Raw genomic sequence first — 16,102 nt, forward strand, 5'->3', positions numbered from 1 at the left:
TTTTTGACATGACCGCCCAACTCATCGACGGCAACGCCCTTTCCCGCCAACTGCGCGCCGACGTGGCGCAACGCGCCGCCGCCCTGAAGGCCCGGGGCACCACGCCCGGGCTGGCGGTGGTCCTGGTGGGCGACAACCCCGCCAGCCAGGTGTACGTGCGCAACAAGGTCAAGGCCTGCGAAGACGGTGGCCTGCATTCCGTCCTTGAAAAATACGAGGCCGACATGACCGAGGCCGCCTTGCTGGCCCGCGTGGAAGCCCTCAACAACGACCCCGCCATCCACGGCATCCTGGTGCAACTGCCCCTGCCCCGGCACATTGACGCGCAGAAGGTGATCGAGGCCATCTCGCCCGCCAAGGACGTGGACGGCTTCCACATCGCCAGCGCCGGGGCCCTGATGACCGGCATGCCCGGCTTCTGGCCCTGCACGCCCTACGGCTGCATGAAGATGCTGGAGAGCATCGGCTACGACCTCAAGGGCAAACACGCCGTGGTCATCGGTCGCAGCAACATCGTGGGCAAGCCGATGGCGCTGATGCTGCTGGGCCAGAACGCCACCGTCACCATCTGCCACAGCGCCACGCAGGACCTCAAGGCGCAAACCCTGCAGGCCGACGTGATCGTGGCGGCGGTCGGCAAACGCAATGTGCTGACCGCCGACATGGTCAAGCCCGGCGCCGTGGTGATCGACGTGGGCATGAACCGCAACGACGAAGGCAAGCTCTGCGGCGACGTGGACTTTGACGGCGTCAAGGAAGTGGCCGGCTGGATCACCCCCGTGCCTGGCGGGGTTGGCCCCATGACCATTACCATGCTGCTGGTGAACACCATCGAAGCCGCCGAGCGCACCGCAGCGCACTGACCTGGGTCAGTGCCGTCGATGCCGGCTGCTTTGCAACTTGAACCCGCGCCATCTGGCGCCATCTGATTTCGCATGAGCAACGCCCTCCTCGACTTCTCGGACCTTCCCCATTTCGACCGCATCGCACCGCAGGACGTGGCCCCTGCCGTCGACGTCCTGCTGGAGCGCGCCAACGCGGCGCTGGAAACAGTCACCGCACCGGACTTTCCGGCGCGCTGGGACGCGATCGCCAAGGTACTGGACGTGGCGACCGAGCAGCTGGGAACCGCGTGGGGCAGCGTCAGCCACCTCAACAGCGTGGCCGACACGCCGGAACTGCGCGCGGCCTACAACGCCGCCCTGCCACGGGTGACGGAGTTCTGGACCCGCCTGGGTGCCGATGAACGCCTGTATGCCAAGTACAAGGCCATCGACCCTGCCACCCTGACGGGCGAGCAGCGGCAGGCCCACCGCAATGCCGTGCGCAATTTCGTGCTCAGCGGCGCGGAGCTGACGGGTTCCGCCAAGGAGCGCTTCGCGCAGATCCAGGAACGCCAGGCCGAGCTGAGCCAGAAATTCAGCGAGAACGCACTCGATGCGACAGACGCATACGCCTACTACGCGAGCGCCGAGGAACTCGACGGCATTCCCGCCGATGTGCAGCAGGCCGCGCGGGCGGCGGCGCAGGCCGACGGCAAGGACGGCTACAAACTCACGCTCAAGATGCCCTGCTACCTGCCGGTGATGCAATTCGCCACCCGCAGCGATCTGCGCGAGAAGCTCTACCGCGCCTACGTCACCCGCGCTTCCGACCAGGCCGAGGGCGATGCGCGCAAATTCGACAACACGGCGCTGATCAGCGAGATCCTGGCACTGCGCCGCGAAGAAGCTCAATTGCTGGGCTATGCCAATTTTGGCGAAGTCTCCGTCGTGCCCAAGATGGCCCAGTCGCCGGACCAGGTGATCGGGTTCCTGCGCGACCTGGCGCGCCGCGCCCGCCCCTATGCCGAGAAGGACGTCGCCGACCTGCGTGCGTTCGCCGCCGAGAAGCTGTCGTTGACCGACCCGCAGGCCTGGGACTGGCCCTACGTCTCCGAGAAGCTCAAGGAGGCGCGCTATGCCTTCAGCGAGCAGGAAGTCAAGAAGTACTTCACGGCGCCCAAGGTGCTGGCGGGCCTGTTCAAGATCATCGAAACCCTGTTCGAGGTGTCCATCCGCCGCGACAGCGCGCCGGTGTGGAACCCCGCCGTGGAGTTCTACCGCATCGAGCGCGGCAATACGCTGGTGGGCCAGTTCTATCTGGACCAGCCCGCCCGCACGGGCAAACGCGGCGGCGCCTGGATGGACGACGTGCGCACCCGCTGGCTGCGCCCCGACACCGGCGTGCTGCAGACCCCCGTGGCGCACCTGGTGTGCAACTTCGCCAGCGGCGTGGACGGCAAGCCGCCGCTGCTCACGCACGACGACGTGATCACCCTTTTCCATGAGTTCGGCCACGGCCTGCACCACATGCTGACCCAGGTGAACGAGCGCGACGTCTCGGGCATCGGCGGCGTGGAATGGGATGCGGTCGAGCTGCCCAGCCAGTTCATGGAGAACTTCTGCTGGGAGTGGGACGTGCTCAAGCACATGACGGCCCACGTGGACACGGGCGAGCCCCTGCCCCGCGCGCTGTTCGACAAGATGATCGCCGCCAAGAACTTCCAGAGCGGCATGCAGACGCTGCGCCAGATCGAGTTCTCGCTGTTCGACATGCTGCTGCACACCGAGCACGACCCGGCACAGGACATCATGCCGCTGCTCGACCAGGTGCGCCGCGAGGTGGCCGTGCTGCAGCCGCCGGCCTTCAGCCGCACGGCCCACACCTTCAGCCACATCTTCGCGGGCGGCTACGCCGCTGGCTACTACAGCTACAAGTGGGCCGAGGTGCTGAGCGCCGATGCCTATGCGGCCTTCGAAGAAACGGCCGGCAGCGATGGGCTGCCCAGCACCGAAACGGGCCGCCGCTACCGCGAGGCCATCCTGGAGGCCGGCGGCAGCCGCCCCGCGATGGAGTCCTTCAAGGCCTTCCGGGGCCGCGAGCCCAGCCTGGATGCCCTGCTGCGCCACCAGGGCATGGCCGAAGAGTCGACGGCCTGACCGAATCCATGGCACCCAGGGCAGTTTGCACTGCGCCCGGGGCCGACGATCGATCCTGTATGGAGTGAGAAAAATGAAGATGCACAATCCGCTGACCGCCCCCCTGCTGGCATCCTTGCTGATGGTGTTGGCCAGCGCCAGCGTCCAGGCGCAAGGCGTCTACCGGATCGTTGGCCCGGATGGCAAGGTGACGTTTTCGGACCGCCCGCCGGCCGACGCCAGCGCCCAGCCCGCGCGGGCAGCCGCTGCGCCGCCCGCAGCGGCCAACGCCGCGCTGCCGTACGATCTGCGCCAGACCGCCAGCCGCTTTCCCGTCACGCTCTATACGGGCAACGATTGCCCGCCGTGCACCTCCGCGCGCAATCTGCTCACGTCGCGCGGCATACCGTTCACCGAGCGCACCGTGTCCAGCAACGAGGACATCGCAGCACTGCAGCGCCTGAGCGGCAACTCCAGCCTGCCCTTTGGCACCATCGGCGGCCAGCAGCTCGCGGGTTTTTCTGAAGGGGAATGGACGCAGTACCTGGATGCTGCAGGCTATCCCAAGCAATCGCAGCTGCCCGGCAACTACCGCCAGCCTGCCCCCACCCCTCTGGTGGCCATCAAGGCCGTGGAACCTGCAACAGCAGCGGCTGCAGCGTCGGCCCCGGCGTCCGCAGTATCCAGGGTGCGCCCCCCGGCTCCGGCCAATGAGGGGCCGTCGCCCAGCAATCCGGCGGGCATCAGATTCTGAGCGTCCCTCTTCCTGGGAACGGGCGGCCGGCGGCCGCCAGGACAAAGGGGCCTTTTCAGGCCCCTTTGTCCATTCCGGCGGACATGCGTCCGTGCCCGCCGCCAAGCCCCGGGCTCAATAAGTGAGCGTCTTCACCCCTTGCGCCGTGCCCAGCAGGCAGACCGACGCCTTCTGGTGGGCAAAGACACCCACCGTCACCACGCCCGGCCACTGGTTGATGTCGGACTCGAACGCCAGCGGGTCCGTGATCGAGAGCCCCCGGACGTCCAGGATGTGTTGGCCGTTGTCGGTCACCAGGGGCTGGCCATCCCGCAGCCGCAGTTGCGCCTGGCCGCCCATCGCCGCAAAACGCCGCGCTATGTGGTTGGCGGCCATCGGAATCACCTCGACGGGCAAAGGAAACTGCCCCAGCGCCTGAACCAGCTTGGATTCGTCGGCGATGCACACGAAACGGCTGGCCAGCGCTGCGACGATCTTCTCGCGCGTCAGCGCCGCGCCGCCTCCCTTGACCATGTGGCCCTTGCCGTCGATTTCGTCGGCGCCATCGATATAGACCGAAAGGGCCTGGACTTCGTTGGCATCGAACACCGCAATGCCCAGCGCCTTCAGGCGCTCGGTGCTGGCCACGGAGCTCGATACTGCCCCCTTGATCTGGTCCTTGATGGTGGCCAGCGCGTCGATGAACTTGTTGACGGTGGAGCCGGTACCCACCCCCACAATCTCGCCGGGCACCACATATTGCAGCGCGGCCTGGCCTACCAGGGTCTTGAGTTCATCTTGGGTCAGGGAGGTGGAGGTCGTCATGGGAGAAAATCAGGGGGAAACCTTGAATTATCCCCTCATGTCCCTGATCCCCTACGCCCTCACCCGCCCCTTTCTCTTCGGCCTGGATGCCGAGACCGCCCACGAGCTCACCATGGACATGCTGGCGCGCGGACAGCGCACGCCATTGCAATGGGCCTGGTGCAATGAAACCGTGGACGACCCTGTCGAATTGGCGGGCCTGACGTTTCCCAACCGCGTCGGCATGGCGGCGGGGCTGGACAAGAACGCCCGCTGCATCGACGCACTGGGCGCCATGGGCTTCGGCTTCGTGGAAGTGGGCACCGTGACACCCAAGGCGCAGCCCGGCAACCCCAAGCCCCGCATGTTCCGCCTGCCCGAAGCACGCGCGCTCATCAATCGCCTGGGTTTCAACAACGAAGGGCTGGATGCGTTCCTGCACAACGTGCAGCAGGCCCGCTTTCGCTCGCAGAGCCGCAAACACCCCCTGCTGCTGGGCCTGAATATCGGCAAGAACGCCACGACCCCGATCGAGAACGCCACCAGCGACTACCTGGCCTGCCTGGACGGCGTGTACCCGCACGCGGACTACGTCACGGTCAACATCAGCTCGCCCAACACCCAGAACCTGCGCGCGCTGCAGAGCGATGCGGCGCTGGACGCGCTGCTGGGCGCGATCGCCGAGCGCCGAGAAGCCCTGGCGGCCCGGCACGCGCGGCGCGTACCGGTGTTCGTGAAGATTGCCCCGGATCTCGATGAAGCCCAGGTGTCCGTGATCGCCTCCACGCTGCAGCGCCATGGCATGGACGGCGTGATCGCCACCAACACCACCATCAGCCGCGCGGCCGTGCAGGGTTTGCGCCACGCGCAGGAAACCGGCGGGCTCAGCGGCGCCCCGGTGCTGGAAGCCAGCAACCAGGTGATACGCCAGCTGCGCGCGGCCCTGGGCAGCCGTTTTCCCATCATTGGCGTGGGTGGCATCATGAGCGCCGAGGATGCGGTGGGCAAGGTCCGCGCCGGCGCCGATGTGGTGCAGATCTACACCGGGCTGATCTACGAAGGCCCCGCGCTGGTGGCGAAGGCCGCGAAGGCCATCAAGGCCATGGGCTGAGCCACGGCACGCCACCCGCGCGCTAGGCCCCCAAAAAAAAGAGCCGCCCATCTGGGCGGCTCTTTTGCCGTGGGACAGAACGCAGGCTCCTGCCGGCCGCCCGGCAAGGTGCCGGCAAGGCCGGTCAGCGCCGCAACCGCATCAGCATGGGCAGCAGCACGCCGGCCCAGCGAATCAGTCGGCGCGGCCCCGCCACGACGGCGACGCCGGCCATGGCCGCCACCGCCAGGGGGTGTTCCCGGGCGAATCCCGCGGCGCGCAGCACCAGGGACTCGTCCAGGCCGCCGTCACCCTGGTCCCGCTGCGCCAATGCCAGCGACTGTGCCCGGGCCGCCCTGCGGGCGCGCAAGCGTTCGCGCTGCATGGCGATCCGGTCCAGCACACGCTGCTGGGCCATGGTGGGCTCGGGAACCACGGCTTGCGGGGCAGTGGTCGATGGGTTCGTCGCAGCCATTACAAACGCTCCTTGATGTCACGCCAGTCCTGCGCCAGCTCGCGCCGCGTAAGGGCAAAGCCCTGGCCCGCCTTCTGCGCGACGGAAACCAGCGACATGAGCGTGGCGGCCCAGCCGACAGTCCAGACGGCTGCCACGAGCCAGGCCACCAGGGTGCGCTGGGGGGTGTCCCAGAAATGCACCAGCACCGCCAGCGAGAGCATGATCAAGGCCACCACGGTGAGCCCCGCCACCACAATGGTCAGCACCAGCATCTGCTGCAGGCGCTGCTTCTGATCCTGCCACTCCAGGCGTGCGAGGTCCATGCGGTCTTCCGCCGCGATGGCGCCTTCGATCACGTTGGCGCGCCAGCGGGCCACCAGGGCCTCCAGCCCCAGGAGGGAAAGCCAGTTCATGTGCAGCCTCTGCGTTGTGCGGCCGTGCGCGGCAGGCCGGAATCAGCGCCGCGCAAGCAGGAAGCCCACCAGGGCGCCAACGGCCAGCGCGGCCCCGGCCACGCGCCATGGTTCATCGTGCGCATAGCGGTCTGCCGCAAGGGCGGCATCCTTGGCCTGGCGGGCCGCATCCTGCGCCGCGCGCACCGCGGATTCGCGCACGTTGTGCATGCCGTCGTCCAGACGCTGGCGCAGCAGCTTGATTTCAGGGACCGCGTCGAGATCCTTGTTGGCGAGAAGCCCCCGCAGATCAGAAACCAGCTTTTCCAGTTCGCCCTGGGTGGTGGTGGTGTCGGAAGCAGTCATACAAGCCTTTCTTGAAGCAACACAAAAAAATCAATCATCCCTGCCGGAACAGGACTCGGGTTCATCTTAGCCACCTGCCCCCGCCCCGCTTCGTAGGACGGCGACGCAAGAGGTTACGGATTGCAAATGGTTTGCCGCAGATCAGACCAGCGTGGCCACATGGTCCGCAATGGCCAGGGCGCTTGTCAAGCCGGGGGATTCGATGCCAAACAGGTTCACCAGGCCCGGGACGCCGTGCACCGCGGGCCCCTGGATCATGAAGTCCGCCGCGGGTTCCCCGGGGCCATGGATCTTGGGGCGCATGCCCGCATAGCCGGGCGCCAGCGCTCCGTCGCGCAGCGCGGGCCAGTATTTGCGGACCTCGGCGTAGAACGCGTCCCCGCGTGCGGGGTCGACCAAAAGGTCGTCCGGCGAATCAACCCACTGCACGTCGGGGCCGAACTTGGCCTGCCCGCCCAGATCCAGCGTCAGGTGCACGCCCAGGCCGGCAGCCTCGGGCACGGGGTAGATCAAGCGGCTGAAGGGTGCCTTGCCAGACAGCGTGAAATAGCTGCCCTTGGCGTAGTGGGCACGGGGCACATGATCCGCTCCCAGCCCCGCAAAGCGGCGGGCCAGCCCGGGGGCGTGCAGCCCTGCGGCATTGACCACGGTACGGGCTCGCAAACGCGTGCCATCGGACGCTACCAAATCAATAGCATTCTGCGCGCATTCCGCTTGCGCCAGGGGCGAATTGAGGGCCACGAGTCCCCCCGCATGCTCCAGGTCGCCCTGCAGCGCGAGCATCAAGGCGTGGCTGTCCACGATACCGGTACTGGGCGAAAACAATGCAGCGACGCATTCCAGCGCGGGCTCCAGCGCCTGCGCTTCCTGGCGGCCGAGCCAGCGCAGATCCGGCACGCCGTTGGCTTGCGCCCGTGCCTGGATGGACTCAAGACCAGGCAGCTGCCCCGACGAGGTTGCCACCAGGAGCTTGCCGCAGCGGCGGTGGGGCACGCCACGCTCGGCGCAGTAGGCATACAGCATGTCCCGGCCTTGGACGCACAGCCGCGCTTTCAGCGACCCGGTGGGGTAGTACAGCCCGGCATGGATGACCTCGCTGTTGCGCGAACTGATGCCGGTGCCTATCGCATCCGCGGATTCCAGCACCATCACCTCGCGGCCCCGCAGCGCGAGGGCCCGGGCCACGGCCAGGCCGACCACGCCCGCCCCCACCACCACACAGTCGACTACATCCGCCATTCGCTCGCCCTCGTCCTTGCCCTTCGGTGCTCAGCCTTGCTCGAAGCCGTCGAGCACATTGACGGCATTGGTTCCCAGCTCGGCCGCCGCGTAGCCACCTTCGAGAACGAAGACAGCGGGCAGCCCCAGGCGTGCGAGGCGCGCGCCCAGCCGGGTGAAATCGGACGAGGCGAGTGCGAAGCGGGAAATGGGGTCGCCCTCGAACGCGTCGAGCCCCAGCGAGACCACAAGGGCATCGGCCCCGTGGCTGGCGATCCGCGCACAGGCACTTTCCAGCGCATCGAACCAGGCGGCGGCGCTGGTGCCTGCCGGCAGCGGCAGGTTCAGATTGAAGCCCGCGCCCTCTCCTGTCCCGGTTTCGTCCGCATGGCCCAGGTAAAAGGGGTATTCCGTGCGCGGGTCGCCATGCATGCTGATGAACAGCACGTCGGAGCGGTCGTAGAAGATGCTTTGCGTGCCATTGCCATGGTGATAGTCGACATCCAGCAGGGCCACGCGCCGGGCGCCCTCGTTGCGCAATACCTGCGCCGCCACGGCGGCGTTGTTCAGGAAGCAGTAGCCCCCCATGAAGTCCGGGCCGGCATGGTGGCCTGGCGGGCGTGTGCAGCAAAACGCCGCGCCCACACCCCGCGCCACCCGGGTGGCGGCACTGGCGGCCGCATCCGCGCCTGCCTTGGCCGCCGCCCAGGTGCCGGGGGCCATGGGCGTGCCGTTGTCCATGGAGTACAGGCCAAGCCGCGCCACGAAGTTCTCCGGCTCCAGATCGCTGCGCAGGGTGCGCACGGGCCACACGGATGGAAAAGGCTGCACATCGGCGTTCGCGGGGTCCAGCGCCATCCATTGCTGCCAGGCCGTCTGCAGGAAGGCCAGATAGCGCTGCGCATGCACCTGGGACAGCACGGGCCCGCTGTCCACATCCGGCGCCGTGAGGCGGTGGCCCCGCGCGCGCAGCGCCTCTTCGACATAGTCCACGCGCGCAGGCTTCTCGAAGCAGGGAACGCGTTCGCCGCGAAAGAACTCGTGAGTGGGAGCGTGCCCCTGGTGCAGCGGGTTGTGGAAGGTGATCATGGGTCGGGCGTGTCGGCAAAGGAAGCCCGTGGCAGGCCAGGGTGGCCTTCCCGCGGGGGAGTCCCGCCATGGACTCGAGGCTGACACTGTAGCCGCTTTGCGGCGCCCGGCCGCCAAATAGGCCCTGGAGGCCCCGGCCCATGAAAAAACCCCTGCAGACCAGAGATCTGCAGGGGTTGAATTGGTGGGTGATACATGGATCGAACATGTGACCCCTGCCGTGTGAAGGCAGTGCTCTACCGCTGAGCTAATCACCCGTCGCTGGCACCCTGAACAGGGTGTGTCGCGAGGCCGTCAACAAGCGTGGTGGGTGATACATGGATCGAACATGTGACCCCTGCCGTGTGAAGGCAGTGCTCTACCGCTGAGCTAATCACCCCGTGTCGCTGTGACAGCCTTCTATTATGGCACAGCTTTTCAGGCTGCCTGGACAGTTCTCCAAATTGTTTTGCCTCCGCTGGCCTTGTCGATCTGCGCCAGCACTTCGGCATGGGCCGTCTGCTCCTGCTCGCTGGCGCGCAGCACGGGCAGGCTCAGCAGCCGCAGGTCGATGGCGGCCACCTTCAGGCCGTCGCTGCCTTCCTGCGCATCATCGGCGATGAGCAGGGCATCCTGGCCACGGGTCAGGTTGATGTAGACATCGGCCAGCAGCTCGGCATCCAGCAGCGCCCCGTGCAGGGTGCGGCCGGAGTTGTCCACGCCCAGCCGGTCGCACAGGGCATCGAGCGAATTGCGCTTGCCCGGGTACATCTCCTTGGCCATGGCGAGCGTGTCGGTCACGCTCTCCACGTACGTGCGAAAGCCCGGGCGTCCCGTCAGTTCCAGCTCCTTGTTCAGGAAGCCCACGTCGAACGCCGCGTTGTGGATGATGATCTCGGCCCCCTGCAGGTACTGCAGGATCTCGTCCGCCACCTCGGCGAACCTGGGCTTGTCCTTCAGGAACTCGTTGCTGATGCCGTGCACCTTCAGCGCATCTTCATGGCTGTCGCGGCCCGGATTGAAGTACAGGTGCAGGTTGTTGCCGGTGAGCTTGCGGTTGAGCAGCTCCACGCAGCCCAGTTCAATGATGCGGTCCCCGCTGTCGGCCGAAAGGCCGGTGGTTTCGGTGTCGAGAACGATCTGGCGGGTCATACGTGCCCCCACGCTCGGCACTTCGTGTCCTCGCTGCCCCCCAGGGGGGCGCGAGCTTGCCTGGGGCGGCCCGGCGCTGCGCTCATCTAGTGGTTCTCCTTGGCATGGTTGATCGTGTACTTGGGAATTTCCACGGTCAGATCGGTTTGCGCCAGGATGGCCTGGCACGACAGGCGCGATTGTGGCTCCAGGCCCCAGGCGCGGTCGAGCAGGTCTTCTTCCTCTTCCTCGGCCTCGTTGAGCGAGTTCAGCCCCTGGCGCACGATGACGTGGCAGGTGGTGCAGGCACAGCTCATGTCGCAGGCGTGCTCGATGTTGATGTGGTTGTCGAGCAGGGCTTCGCAGATCGACGTGCCGGCGGGCGCGGTGATTTCGGCCCCCTGGGGACAGTATTCGGGATGGGGAAGGATCTTGATGACGGGCATGGGGTGTGGGCTCTTATTGCTTCTTGTCCGGGGCTTACAAGGTCTGCACGTTCTTGCCAGCCAGCGCCTGCTGGATGCCACGGTTCATGCGCTGCGCGGCGAAGGCTTCCGTGCCCTTGGCCAGTGCATCGGTGGCGGCCTCGATGACGGCGGCATCGTGCGCATCCCGCTGGTGGCGCAACGCCACCATCAGCGCATCGATCTCGGCGCGCTCCCGGGTGGAGAGGACATCGCCGTCGGCATCGAGGGCACTCTGGGTGGCGATCAGCATGCGGTCCGCGTCCACGCGGGCCTCGACCACCGCGCGGGCCTTCATGTCCTGAGCGGCCGTGGCAAAGCCGTCCTGCAGCATGCGCGCAATCTGGTCGTCCGACAGGCCATAGGAGGGCTTCACGTCGATGCGTGCCTCCACGCCACTGCCCTGCTCCCTGGCGCTCACGCTCAGCAGGCCGTCGGCATCGACGGTGAAGGTCACGCGGATGCGCGCCGCGCCCGCGGCCATGGGCGGAATACCGCGCAGCTCGAAGCGCGCGAGGCTGCGGCAGTCCTGCACCAGGTCGCGCTCGCCCTGCACCACATGCACCGCCAGCGCTGTCTGGCCGTCCTTGTAGGTGGTGAAGTCCTGCGCCTTGGCGGTGGGAATGGTCTCGTTGCGCGCGACGATGCGCTCCACGAGGCCTCCCATGGTTTCGATGCCCAGCGACAGCGGAATCACGTCCAGCAGCAGCAGGTCGCCCGCCGTGTTGTTGCCCGCCAGCTGGTTGGCCTGGATGGCGGCACCCAGCGCAACGACTTCGTCGGGGTTGAGGTTGGTCAGCGGTTCCTTGCCAAAGAAGGCGGCCACCGCCTGCCGCACCTGCGGCATGCGGGTGGAACCGCCCACCATCACCACACCCTTCACCTCGTCACGCCCCAGATGGGCGTCCCGCAGCGCGCGGCGCACCGCCGCCATGGAGCGCGCGGTCAGTTCGGCCGTGATGGCCTCGAAGTCCGATTTTTTGACATCGAAATGCACGCCGCCGCTTGATAGGTGTGCGCTGAACGCTACTGAATCTATAGCAGTCAAGGCTTCCTTGCAGGCGCGTGCCGCCATGCGCACCGCCGACTTGTCCGCCGGGGTGACGGCCTGAAGGCCCAGTTGCTGCAGCACCCAGTCCGCCAGGGCCGCATCGTAGTCGTCGCCGCCCAGCGCGGAATCGCCGCCCGTGGCGATGACCTCGAACACGCCCTGCGTCAGGCGCAGGATGGAGATGTCGAAGGTGCCGCCGCCCAGGTCGTACACCGCGTAGACCCCCTCGCTCGCATTGTCCAGGCCGTAGGCAATGGCTGCGGCCGTCGGCTCGTTGATGAGGCGCAGCAGGTGGATGCCCGCCAGCTTGGCCGCGTCCTTGGTGGCCTGCCGCTGGGCGTCGTCGAAGTAGGCGGGCACGGTGATGACGGCACCGTAGAGGTCGTCATTGAAGGTGTCCTCGGCCCGGTAGCGCAGAGTCGCCAGGATTTCGGCACTGACCTCGACGGGCGACTTGTTGCCGTCTACCGTCGCGAGGCTGACCATGCCCTGCTCCCCCGCCTCGCTGGCGGGAACAAAGTCGTAGGGCAGCTTGCCCGCCTCCGCCACGTCTTTCAGGCCCCGCCCCATGAAGCGCTTGGCCGAGGCGATGGTGTTGCGCGCATCCTGGGCCTGCGCTGCCACGGCGTCGTATCCGATCTGGCGTCCACCCTTTTCCAGGTACCGCACGACCGAGGGCAACAGCACCCTGCCCTGCGCATCGGGCAGGCATTCGGACACGCCATTGCGCACGGCGGCGACCAGGGAGTGGGTGGTGCCCAGGTCAATGCCGACGGCAATGCGCCGCTGGTGCGGATCGGGGGATTGGCCGGGTTCGGAAATCTGCAGAAGCGCCATGAAATTTCGGGTCTCAACGTGGTGGAGTCCGCCGCCATACGAACGGGGCCCCAGGGGGAAAGCAAAACCGCTCTATTGTCCCAGTTGCTCTCGGCGGCGTTCAATGTCGTCCGCAAATCGCGCAATGAACATGAGGGCTCTGACCTGCCGGGCGGCACCCGCGTAGTCCCGCTGCTGGTCGATGAGTTGCTCGCACTGCGCCAGCGCGGCACGGCGGGCCTGGGCGACGCCATCCTCGAGCGCATCGAGTTCGCTCTCGGCGCGGGCATCTTCCAGCGCCTCGCGCCACTCCATCTGCTGCATGAGGAACGCCGCCGGCATGGCCGTGTTGTCCTCGGCGCGGATCGGGGCCCCGTGCAGCTCGCACAGGTAGGCGGCGCGGCGCTGGGGATCCTTCAGGCGCTGGTAGGCCTCGTTGATGCGCACCGACCATTGCATGGCCACGCGCTGCGCGGCCGCGCCCTGCGCCGCGAACTTGTCGGGATGTGCTTCGCGCTGCAGCTCTTTCCAGCGCGCATCGATGGCACCACGGTCCTGCGCGAAACGGCGCTCGAGGCCAAACAGTTCAAAGTCGTCGGATTGCAGGTTCATGCACAGGTCGCGAGGTGCGGGTCAACAAAAAACCGCCAGCACGGAGAGCGCGTTGGCGGTTTCACGAAAAAAGCGTCGGCAGGCGCTCAAACGCGGAAGCTCTCTCCGCAACCGCAGCGGTCCCGCTCGTTGGGGTTGTTGAACTTGAAGCCTTCATTGAGGCCTTCGCGCACGAAGTCGAGTTCGGTACCGTCGATATAGGCCAGGCTCTTGGGATCGATCAGCACCTTGACGCCGTGGTTTTCAAACACGATGTCTTCGGGCTCGGAATCGTCCACATACTCCAGCTTGTAGGCAAGCCCCGAACAGCCGGTCGTCTTGACACCCAGGCGCACCCCCAGCCCCTTGCCGCGCCGGGCAAGATAGCGGTTGACGTGCCGGGCAGCGGCTTCTGTCAGCGTAATGGCCATATCTCTCACTCAAGCAGCGGTGGCGGCTGCCGCGTGCTTGGTCTTGTAGTCGAGCACGGCGGCCTTGATGGCGTCTTCCGCCAGGATGGAGCAGTGGATCTTGACGGGCGGCAGGGCCAGCTCCTCGGCGATCTCGCTGTTTTTCAGCGCCGCTGCTTCATCCAGCGTCTTGCCCTTGACCCATTCGGTCACCAGCGACGAGGAGGCAATGGCGGAGCCGCAACCGTAGGTCTTGAAACGCGCATCCTCGATCACGCCGGTTTCGGGGTTCACCTTGATCTGCAGCTTCATCACGTCGCCGCAGGCAGGCGCACCCACCATGCCGGTGCCCACCGAATCGTCGCCCTTGTCGAACGAACCCACGTTGCGGGGGTTTTCGTAATGGTCAACCACTTTGTCTGAGTAAGCCATGATGTGTACCTCTTCAATTCTTCGAAATTCCGGGATTCAGTGCGCAGCCCACTGGATGGTGCTGATGTCGATGCCGTCCTTGTACATCTCCCACAGCGGGCTCAGCTCACGCAGGCGGGCCACGTTCTCGCGGATGGTGGAGATCGCGTAATCGATCTCTTCCTCGGTCGTGAAGCGGCCAATGGTCATGCGCAGGCTGCTGTGCGCCAGTTCGTCGCTGCGGCCCAGGGCGCGCAGCACATAGCTGGGTTCCAGGCTGGCGGACGTGCAGGCCGAACCCGACGACACGGCCAGGCCCTTGATGCCCATGATGAGCGATTCACCTTCCACGAAGTTGAAGCTCATGTTCAGGTTCTGCGGCACGCGGCGCTCCATGCTGCCGTTGATGAACACCTGCTCGATGTCCTTCAGGCCATCGAGCAGGCGCTGCTGCAGCGCGTGCGCCTTGGCGTTGGACTCGGCCATTTCTTCCTTGGCGATGCGGAAGGCCTCGCCCATGCCCACGATCTGGTGCGTGGGCAAGGTGCCCGAGCGCATGCCGCGCTCGTGGCCGCCGCCGTGCATCTGTGCTTCCAGCCGAACGCGGGGCTTGCGGCGCACATACAGCGCGCCCACGCCCTTGGGGCCGTAGGTCTTGTGCGCGGTCATGCTCATCAGGTCGATGGGCAGGGTGTTCATGTCGATTTCGACGCGGCCCGTGGCCTGCGCGGCATCCACGTGCAGCAGGATGCCCTTTTCCCGGCACAGCGCGCCAATGGCGGGAATGTCCTGGATCACCCCGATCTCGTTGTTCACGAACAGGATGCTGATCAGCACGGTGTCGGGGCGGATGGCGGCCTTCAGGGCGTCCATATTGACCAGGCCGTCTTCCTGGACGTCCAGGTAGGTGGCCTCGAAGCCCTGGCGCTCCAGCTCGCGCATGGTGTCCAGCACGGCCTTGTGCTCGGTCTTGAGCGTGATGAGGTGCTTGCCCTTGCCCTTGTAGAACTGCGCGGCGCCCTTCAAGGCCAGGTTGATGGACTCCGTGGCGCCGCTGGTCCAGACGATTTCACGCGGATCCGCACCAATCAGATCCGCCACCTGCACGCGCGCCTTCTCGACAGCTTCCTCCGCCTCCCAGCCCCAGGCGTGGCTGCGCGATGCCGGGTTGCCGAAGTGCTCGCGCAACCAGGGAATCATGGCGTCCACCACGCGGGGGTCCACCGGGGTCGTGGCGCCGTAGTCGAGATAGATGGGGAAGTGCGGGGTCATGTCCATGGCTGGCTCAGTGATAGTTGCTGGCTGGCAAGCTGAAAATAAGAAACGAAACGATGCTTGAAAACTCGTTCAGGGCGCTGCCGACCCCAGGGCCGGCAGCGGAGCCCCGGGTATCAGGATTTCGCGAAGACGTTGCCCAGTGCGAACACCGAATTGGGCGCGTTGACGCGGATGGGCTTGACCACCGGGGTCGTCGAAATCGCCCGGCGCACCACCGGCTTGTCTTCGATCTGCACGCCCTTGGCCAGCTGTTCATCCACCAGCTTTTGCAGCGTGACGGAATCGAGGAACTCCACCATGCGCTGGTTGAGCGATGCCCACAGCTCGTGCGTCATGCAGCGGCCCGCTTCGCCCAGGCAGTTTTCCTTGCCGCCGCATTGCGTGGCATCAATGGGTTCGTCCACCGAAACGATGATGTCCGCCACCGTGATATCGCCTGCCTTGCGGGCCAACGTGTAGCCGCCGCCAGGACCACGGGTAGACTCGACCAGTTCGTGGCGGCGCAGCTTGCCAAAAAGCTGCTCCAGGTACGACAGCGAAATCTGCTGGCGCTGGCTGATCGCGGCCAGCGTGACGGGACCATTGTTCTGGCGCAGGGCCAGGTCAATCATGGCGGTGACCGCAAACCGGCCTTTGGTTGTGAGACGCATCGCAAGCTCCTTGTGCTAAGGCTTGTTCGTTGTAGAAACCGCCTTCGCTGGCTGATGGCCAGCAAGGCACCGTCTCCGCCCCTTACTCCGCACAGTTGCCTGGCACGGAGCCCTTCATCGCTGGGCTTTTTTCTTGAGTATTTTGTGCAAGTATAACACAAATCCCTATCGAATTTGTCGGGTTAAAAAACCAACCGGTCGTCATTTGACCT

Annotated in this window: 18 protein-coding genes and 2 tRNA genes; 4 read left to right on the top strand and 16 right to left on the bottom strand. The window is 66.2% G+C overall.

Going from position 1 to position 16,102, the window contains the following annotated elements; genetic code table 11:
- Nucleotides 1–8: 8 nt before the first annotated feature.
- From folD to AC07OC_RS03915, 3 genes are all read left to right on the top strand, one after another.
- Entirely contained in the window at nt 9–863 is an 855-nt protein-coding gene (gene folD / locus AC07OC_RS03905) for a bifunctional methylenetetrahydrofolate dehydrogenase/methenyltetrahydrofolate cyclohydrolase FolD (RefSeq protein ID WP_218295106.1), read from the top strand.
- Between the two features lie 72 nt (nt 864–935).
- The gene (locus AC07OC_RS03910) at nt 936–2,981 is read left to right on the top strand and encodes a M3 family metallopeptidase (RefSeq protein ID WP_218295107.1); all 2,046 of its coding nucleotides are present in this window, start codon (nt 936–938) and stop codon (nt 2,979–2,981) included.
- Nucleotides 2,982–3,054: 73 nt separating this feature from the next.
- Nucleotides 3,055–3,714: a glutaredoxin family protein gene (locus AC07OC_RS03915; protein WP_218338649.1), complete on the top strand. Its 660-nt coding sequence runs from the start codon at nt 3,055–3,057 to the stop codon at nt 3,712–3,714.
- A 114-nt stretch (nt 3,715–3,828) separates the two neighbouring features.
- Here the strand turns inward: AC07OC_RS03915 and rpiA are convergent, their stop codons facing one another.
- On the bottom strand, nt 3,829–4,518 hold the full coding sequence (gene rpiA / locus AC07OC_RS03920) for a ribose-5-phosphate isomerase RpiA (protein ID WP_218338650.1): 690 nt from the start codon (nt 4,516–4,518) through the stop codon (nt 3,829–3,831).
- A gap of 37 nt (nt 4,519–4,555) precedes the next feature.
- Between rpiA and AC07OC_RS03925 the strand changes: the two genes are divergently transcribed.
- Nucleotides 4,556–5,608 (top strand): quinone-dependent dihydroorotate dehydrogenase, encoded by a 1,053-nt coding sequence (locus AC07OC_RS03925; RefSeq protein ID WP_218338651.1) that lies wholly within the window; start codon nt 4,556–4,558, stop codon nt 5,606–5,608.
- 124 nt (nt 5,609–5,732) lie between these two features.
- Here the strand turns inward: AC07OC_RS03925 and AC07OC_RS03930 are convergent, their stop codons facing one another.
- The 15 genes from AC07OC_RS03930 to iscR form a co-directional block, all read right to left on the bottom strand.
- Entirely contained in the window at nt 5,733–6,062 is a 330-nt protein-coding gene (locus AC07OC_RS03930) for a hypothetical protein (protein WP_218338652.1), read from the bottom strand.
- Complete coding sequence (locus AC07OC_RS03935; protein ID WP_218338653.1) at nt 6,062–6,457, bottom strand: phage holin family protein; 396 nt, start codon at nt 6,455–6,457, stop codon at nt 6,062–6,064. The genes AC07OC_RS03930 and AC07OC_RS03935 overlap by 1 nt, the downstream gene beginning before the upstream one ends.
- Nucleotides 6,458–6,499: 42 nt before the next feature.
- Complete coding sequence (locus AC07OC_RS03940) at nt 6,500–6,802, bottom strand: DUF883 family protein (protein WP_010458410.1); 303 nt, start codon at nt 6,800–6,802, stop codon at nt 6,500–6,502.
- A gap of 141 nt (nt 6,803–6,943) precedes the next feature.
- Complete coding sequence (locus AC07OC_RS03945) at nt 6,944–8,041, bottom strand: NAD(P)/FAD-dependent oxidoreductase (RefSeq protein ID WP_218338654.1); 1,098 nt, start codon at nt 8,039–8,041, stop codon at nt 6,944–6,946.
- 30 nt (nt 8,042–8,071) lie between these two features.
- Nucleotides 8,072–9,109 (bottom strand): histone deacetylase family protein, encoded by a 1,038-nt coding sequence (locus AC07OC_RS03950; RefSeq protein ID WP_218338655.1) that lies wholly within the window; start codon nt 9,107–9,109, stop codon nt 8,072–8,074.
- 182 nt (nt 9,110–9,291) lie between these two features.
- Nucleotides 9,292–9,366 (bottom strand) — tRNA-Val (locus AC07OC_RS03955).
- 47 nt (nt 9,367–9,413) lie between these two features.
- Nucleotides 9,414–9,488 (bottom strand) — tRNA-Val (locus AC07OC_RS03960).
- A gap of 38 nt (nt 9,489–9,526) precedes the next feature.
- Nucleotides 9,527–10,240 carry a DNA polymerase III subunit epsilon gene (gene dnaQ, locus AC07OC_RS03965; protein WP_218295115.1) on the bottom strand — a complete coding sequence of 238 codons (714 nt, stop codon included), beginning with the start codon at nt 10,238–10,240 and terminating at the stop codon, nt 9,527–9,529.
- Nucleotides 10,241–10,326: 86 nt separating this feature from the next.
- The gene (gene fdx, locus AC07OC_RS03970) at nt 10,327–10,665 is read right to left on the bottom strand and encodes an ISC system 2Fe-2S type ferredoxin (RefSeq protein ID WP_218295116.1); all 339 of its coding nucleotides are present in this window, start codon (nt 10,663–10,665) and stop codon (nt 10,327–10,329) included.
- Between the two features lie 34 nt (nt 10,666–10,699).
- Nucleotides 10,700–12,571 (bottom strand): Fe-S protein assembly chaperone HscA, encoded by a 1,872-nt coding sequence (gene hscA, locus AC07OC_RS03975; protein WP_218338656.1) that lies wholly within the window; start codon nt 12,569–12,571, stop codon nt 10,700–10,702.
- Nucleotides 12,572–12,643: 72 nt separating this feature from the next.
- Nucleotides 12,644–13,162 carry a Fe-S protein assembly co-chaperone HscB gene (gene hscB, locus AC07OC_RS03980; RefSeq protein ID WP_218338657.1) on the bottom strand — a complete coding sequence of 173 codons (519 nt, stop codon included), beginning with the start codon at nt 13,160–13,162 and terminating at the stop codon, nt 12,644–12,646.
- 86 nt (nt 13,163–13,248) lie between these two features.
- Complete coding sequence (gene iscA, locus AC07OC_RS03985; protein ID WP_063459049.1) at nt 13,249–13,572, bottom strand: iron-sulfur cluster assembly protein IscA; 324 nt, start codon at nt 13,570–13,572, stop codon at nt 13,249–13,251.
- 9 nt (nt 13,573–13,581) lie between these two features.
- Complete coding sequence (iscU, locus tag AC07OC_RS03990) at nt 13,582–13,983, bottom strand: Fe-S cluster assembly scaffold IscU (protein WP_218295119.1); 402 nt, start codon at nt 13,981–13,983, stop codon at nt 13,582–13,584.
- Nucleotides 13,984–14,019: 36 nt separating this feature from the next.
- Nucleotides 14,020–15,240 carry an IscS subfamily cysteine desulfurase gene (locus AC07OC_RS03995; RefSeq protein ID WP_218295120.1) on the bottom strand — a complete coding sequence of 407 codons (1,221 nt, stop codon included), beginning with the start codon at nt 15,238–15,240 and terminating at the stop codon, nt 14,020–14,022.
- Nucleotides 15,241–15,353: 113 nt separating this feature from the next.
- The gene (gene iscR / locus AC07OC_RS04000) at nt 15,354–15,890 is read right to left on the bottom strand and encodes a Fe-S cluster assembly transcriptional regulator IscR (RefSeq protein WP_015013980.1); all 537 of its coding nucleotides are present in this window, start codon (nt 15,888–15,890) and stop codon (nt 15,354–15,356) included.
- Nucleotides 15,891–16,102: the final 212 nt, after the last annotated feature.

The sequence above is a fragment of the Acidovorax sp. GW821-FHT10E04 genome, assembly GCF_059415185.1.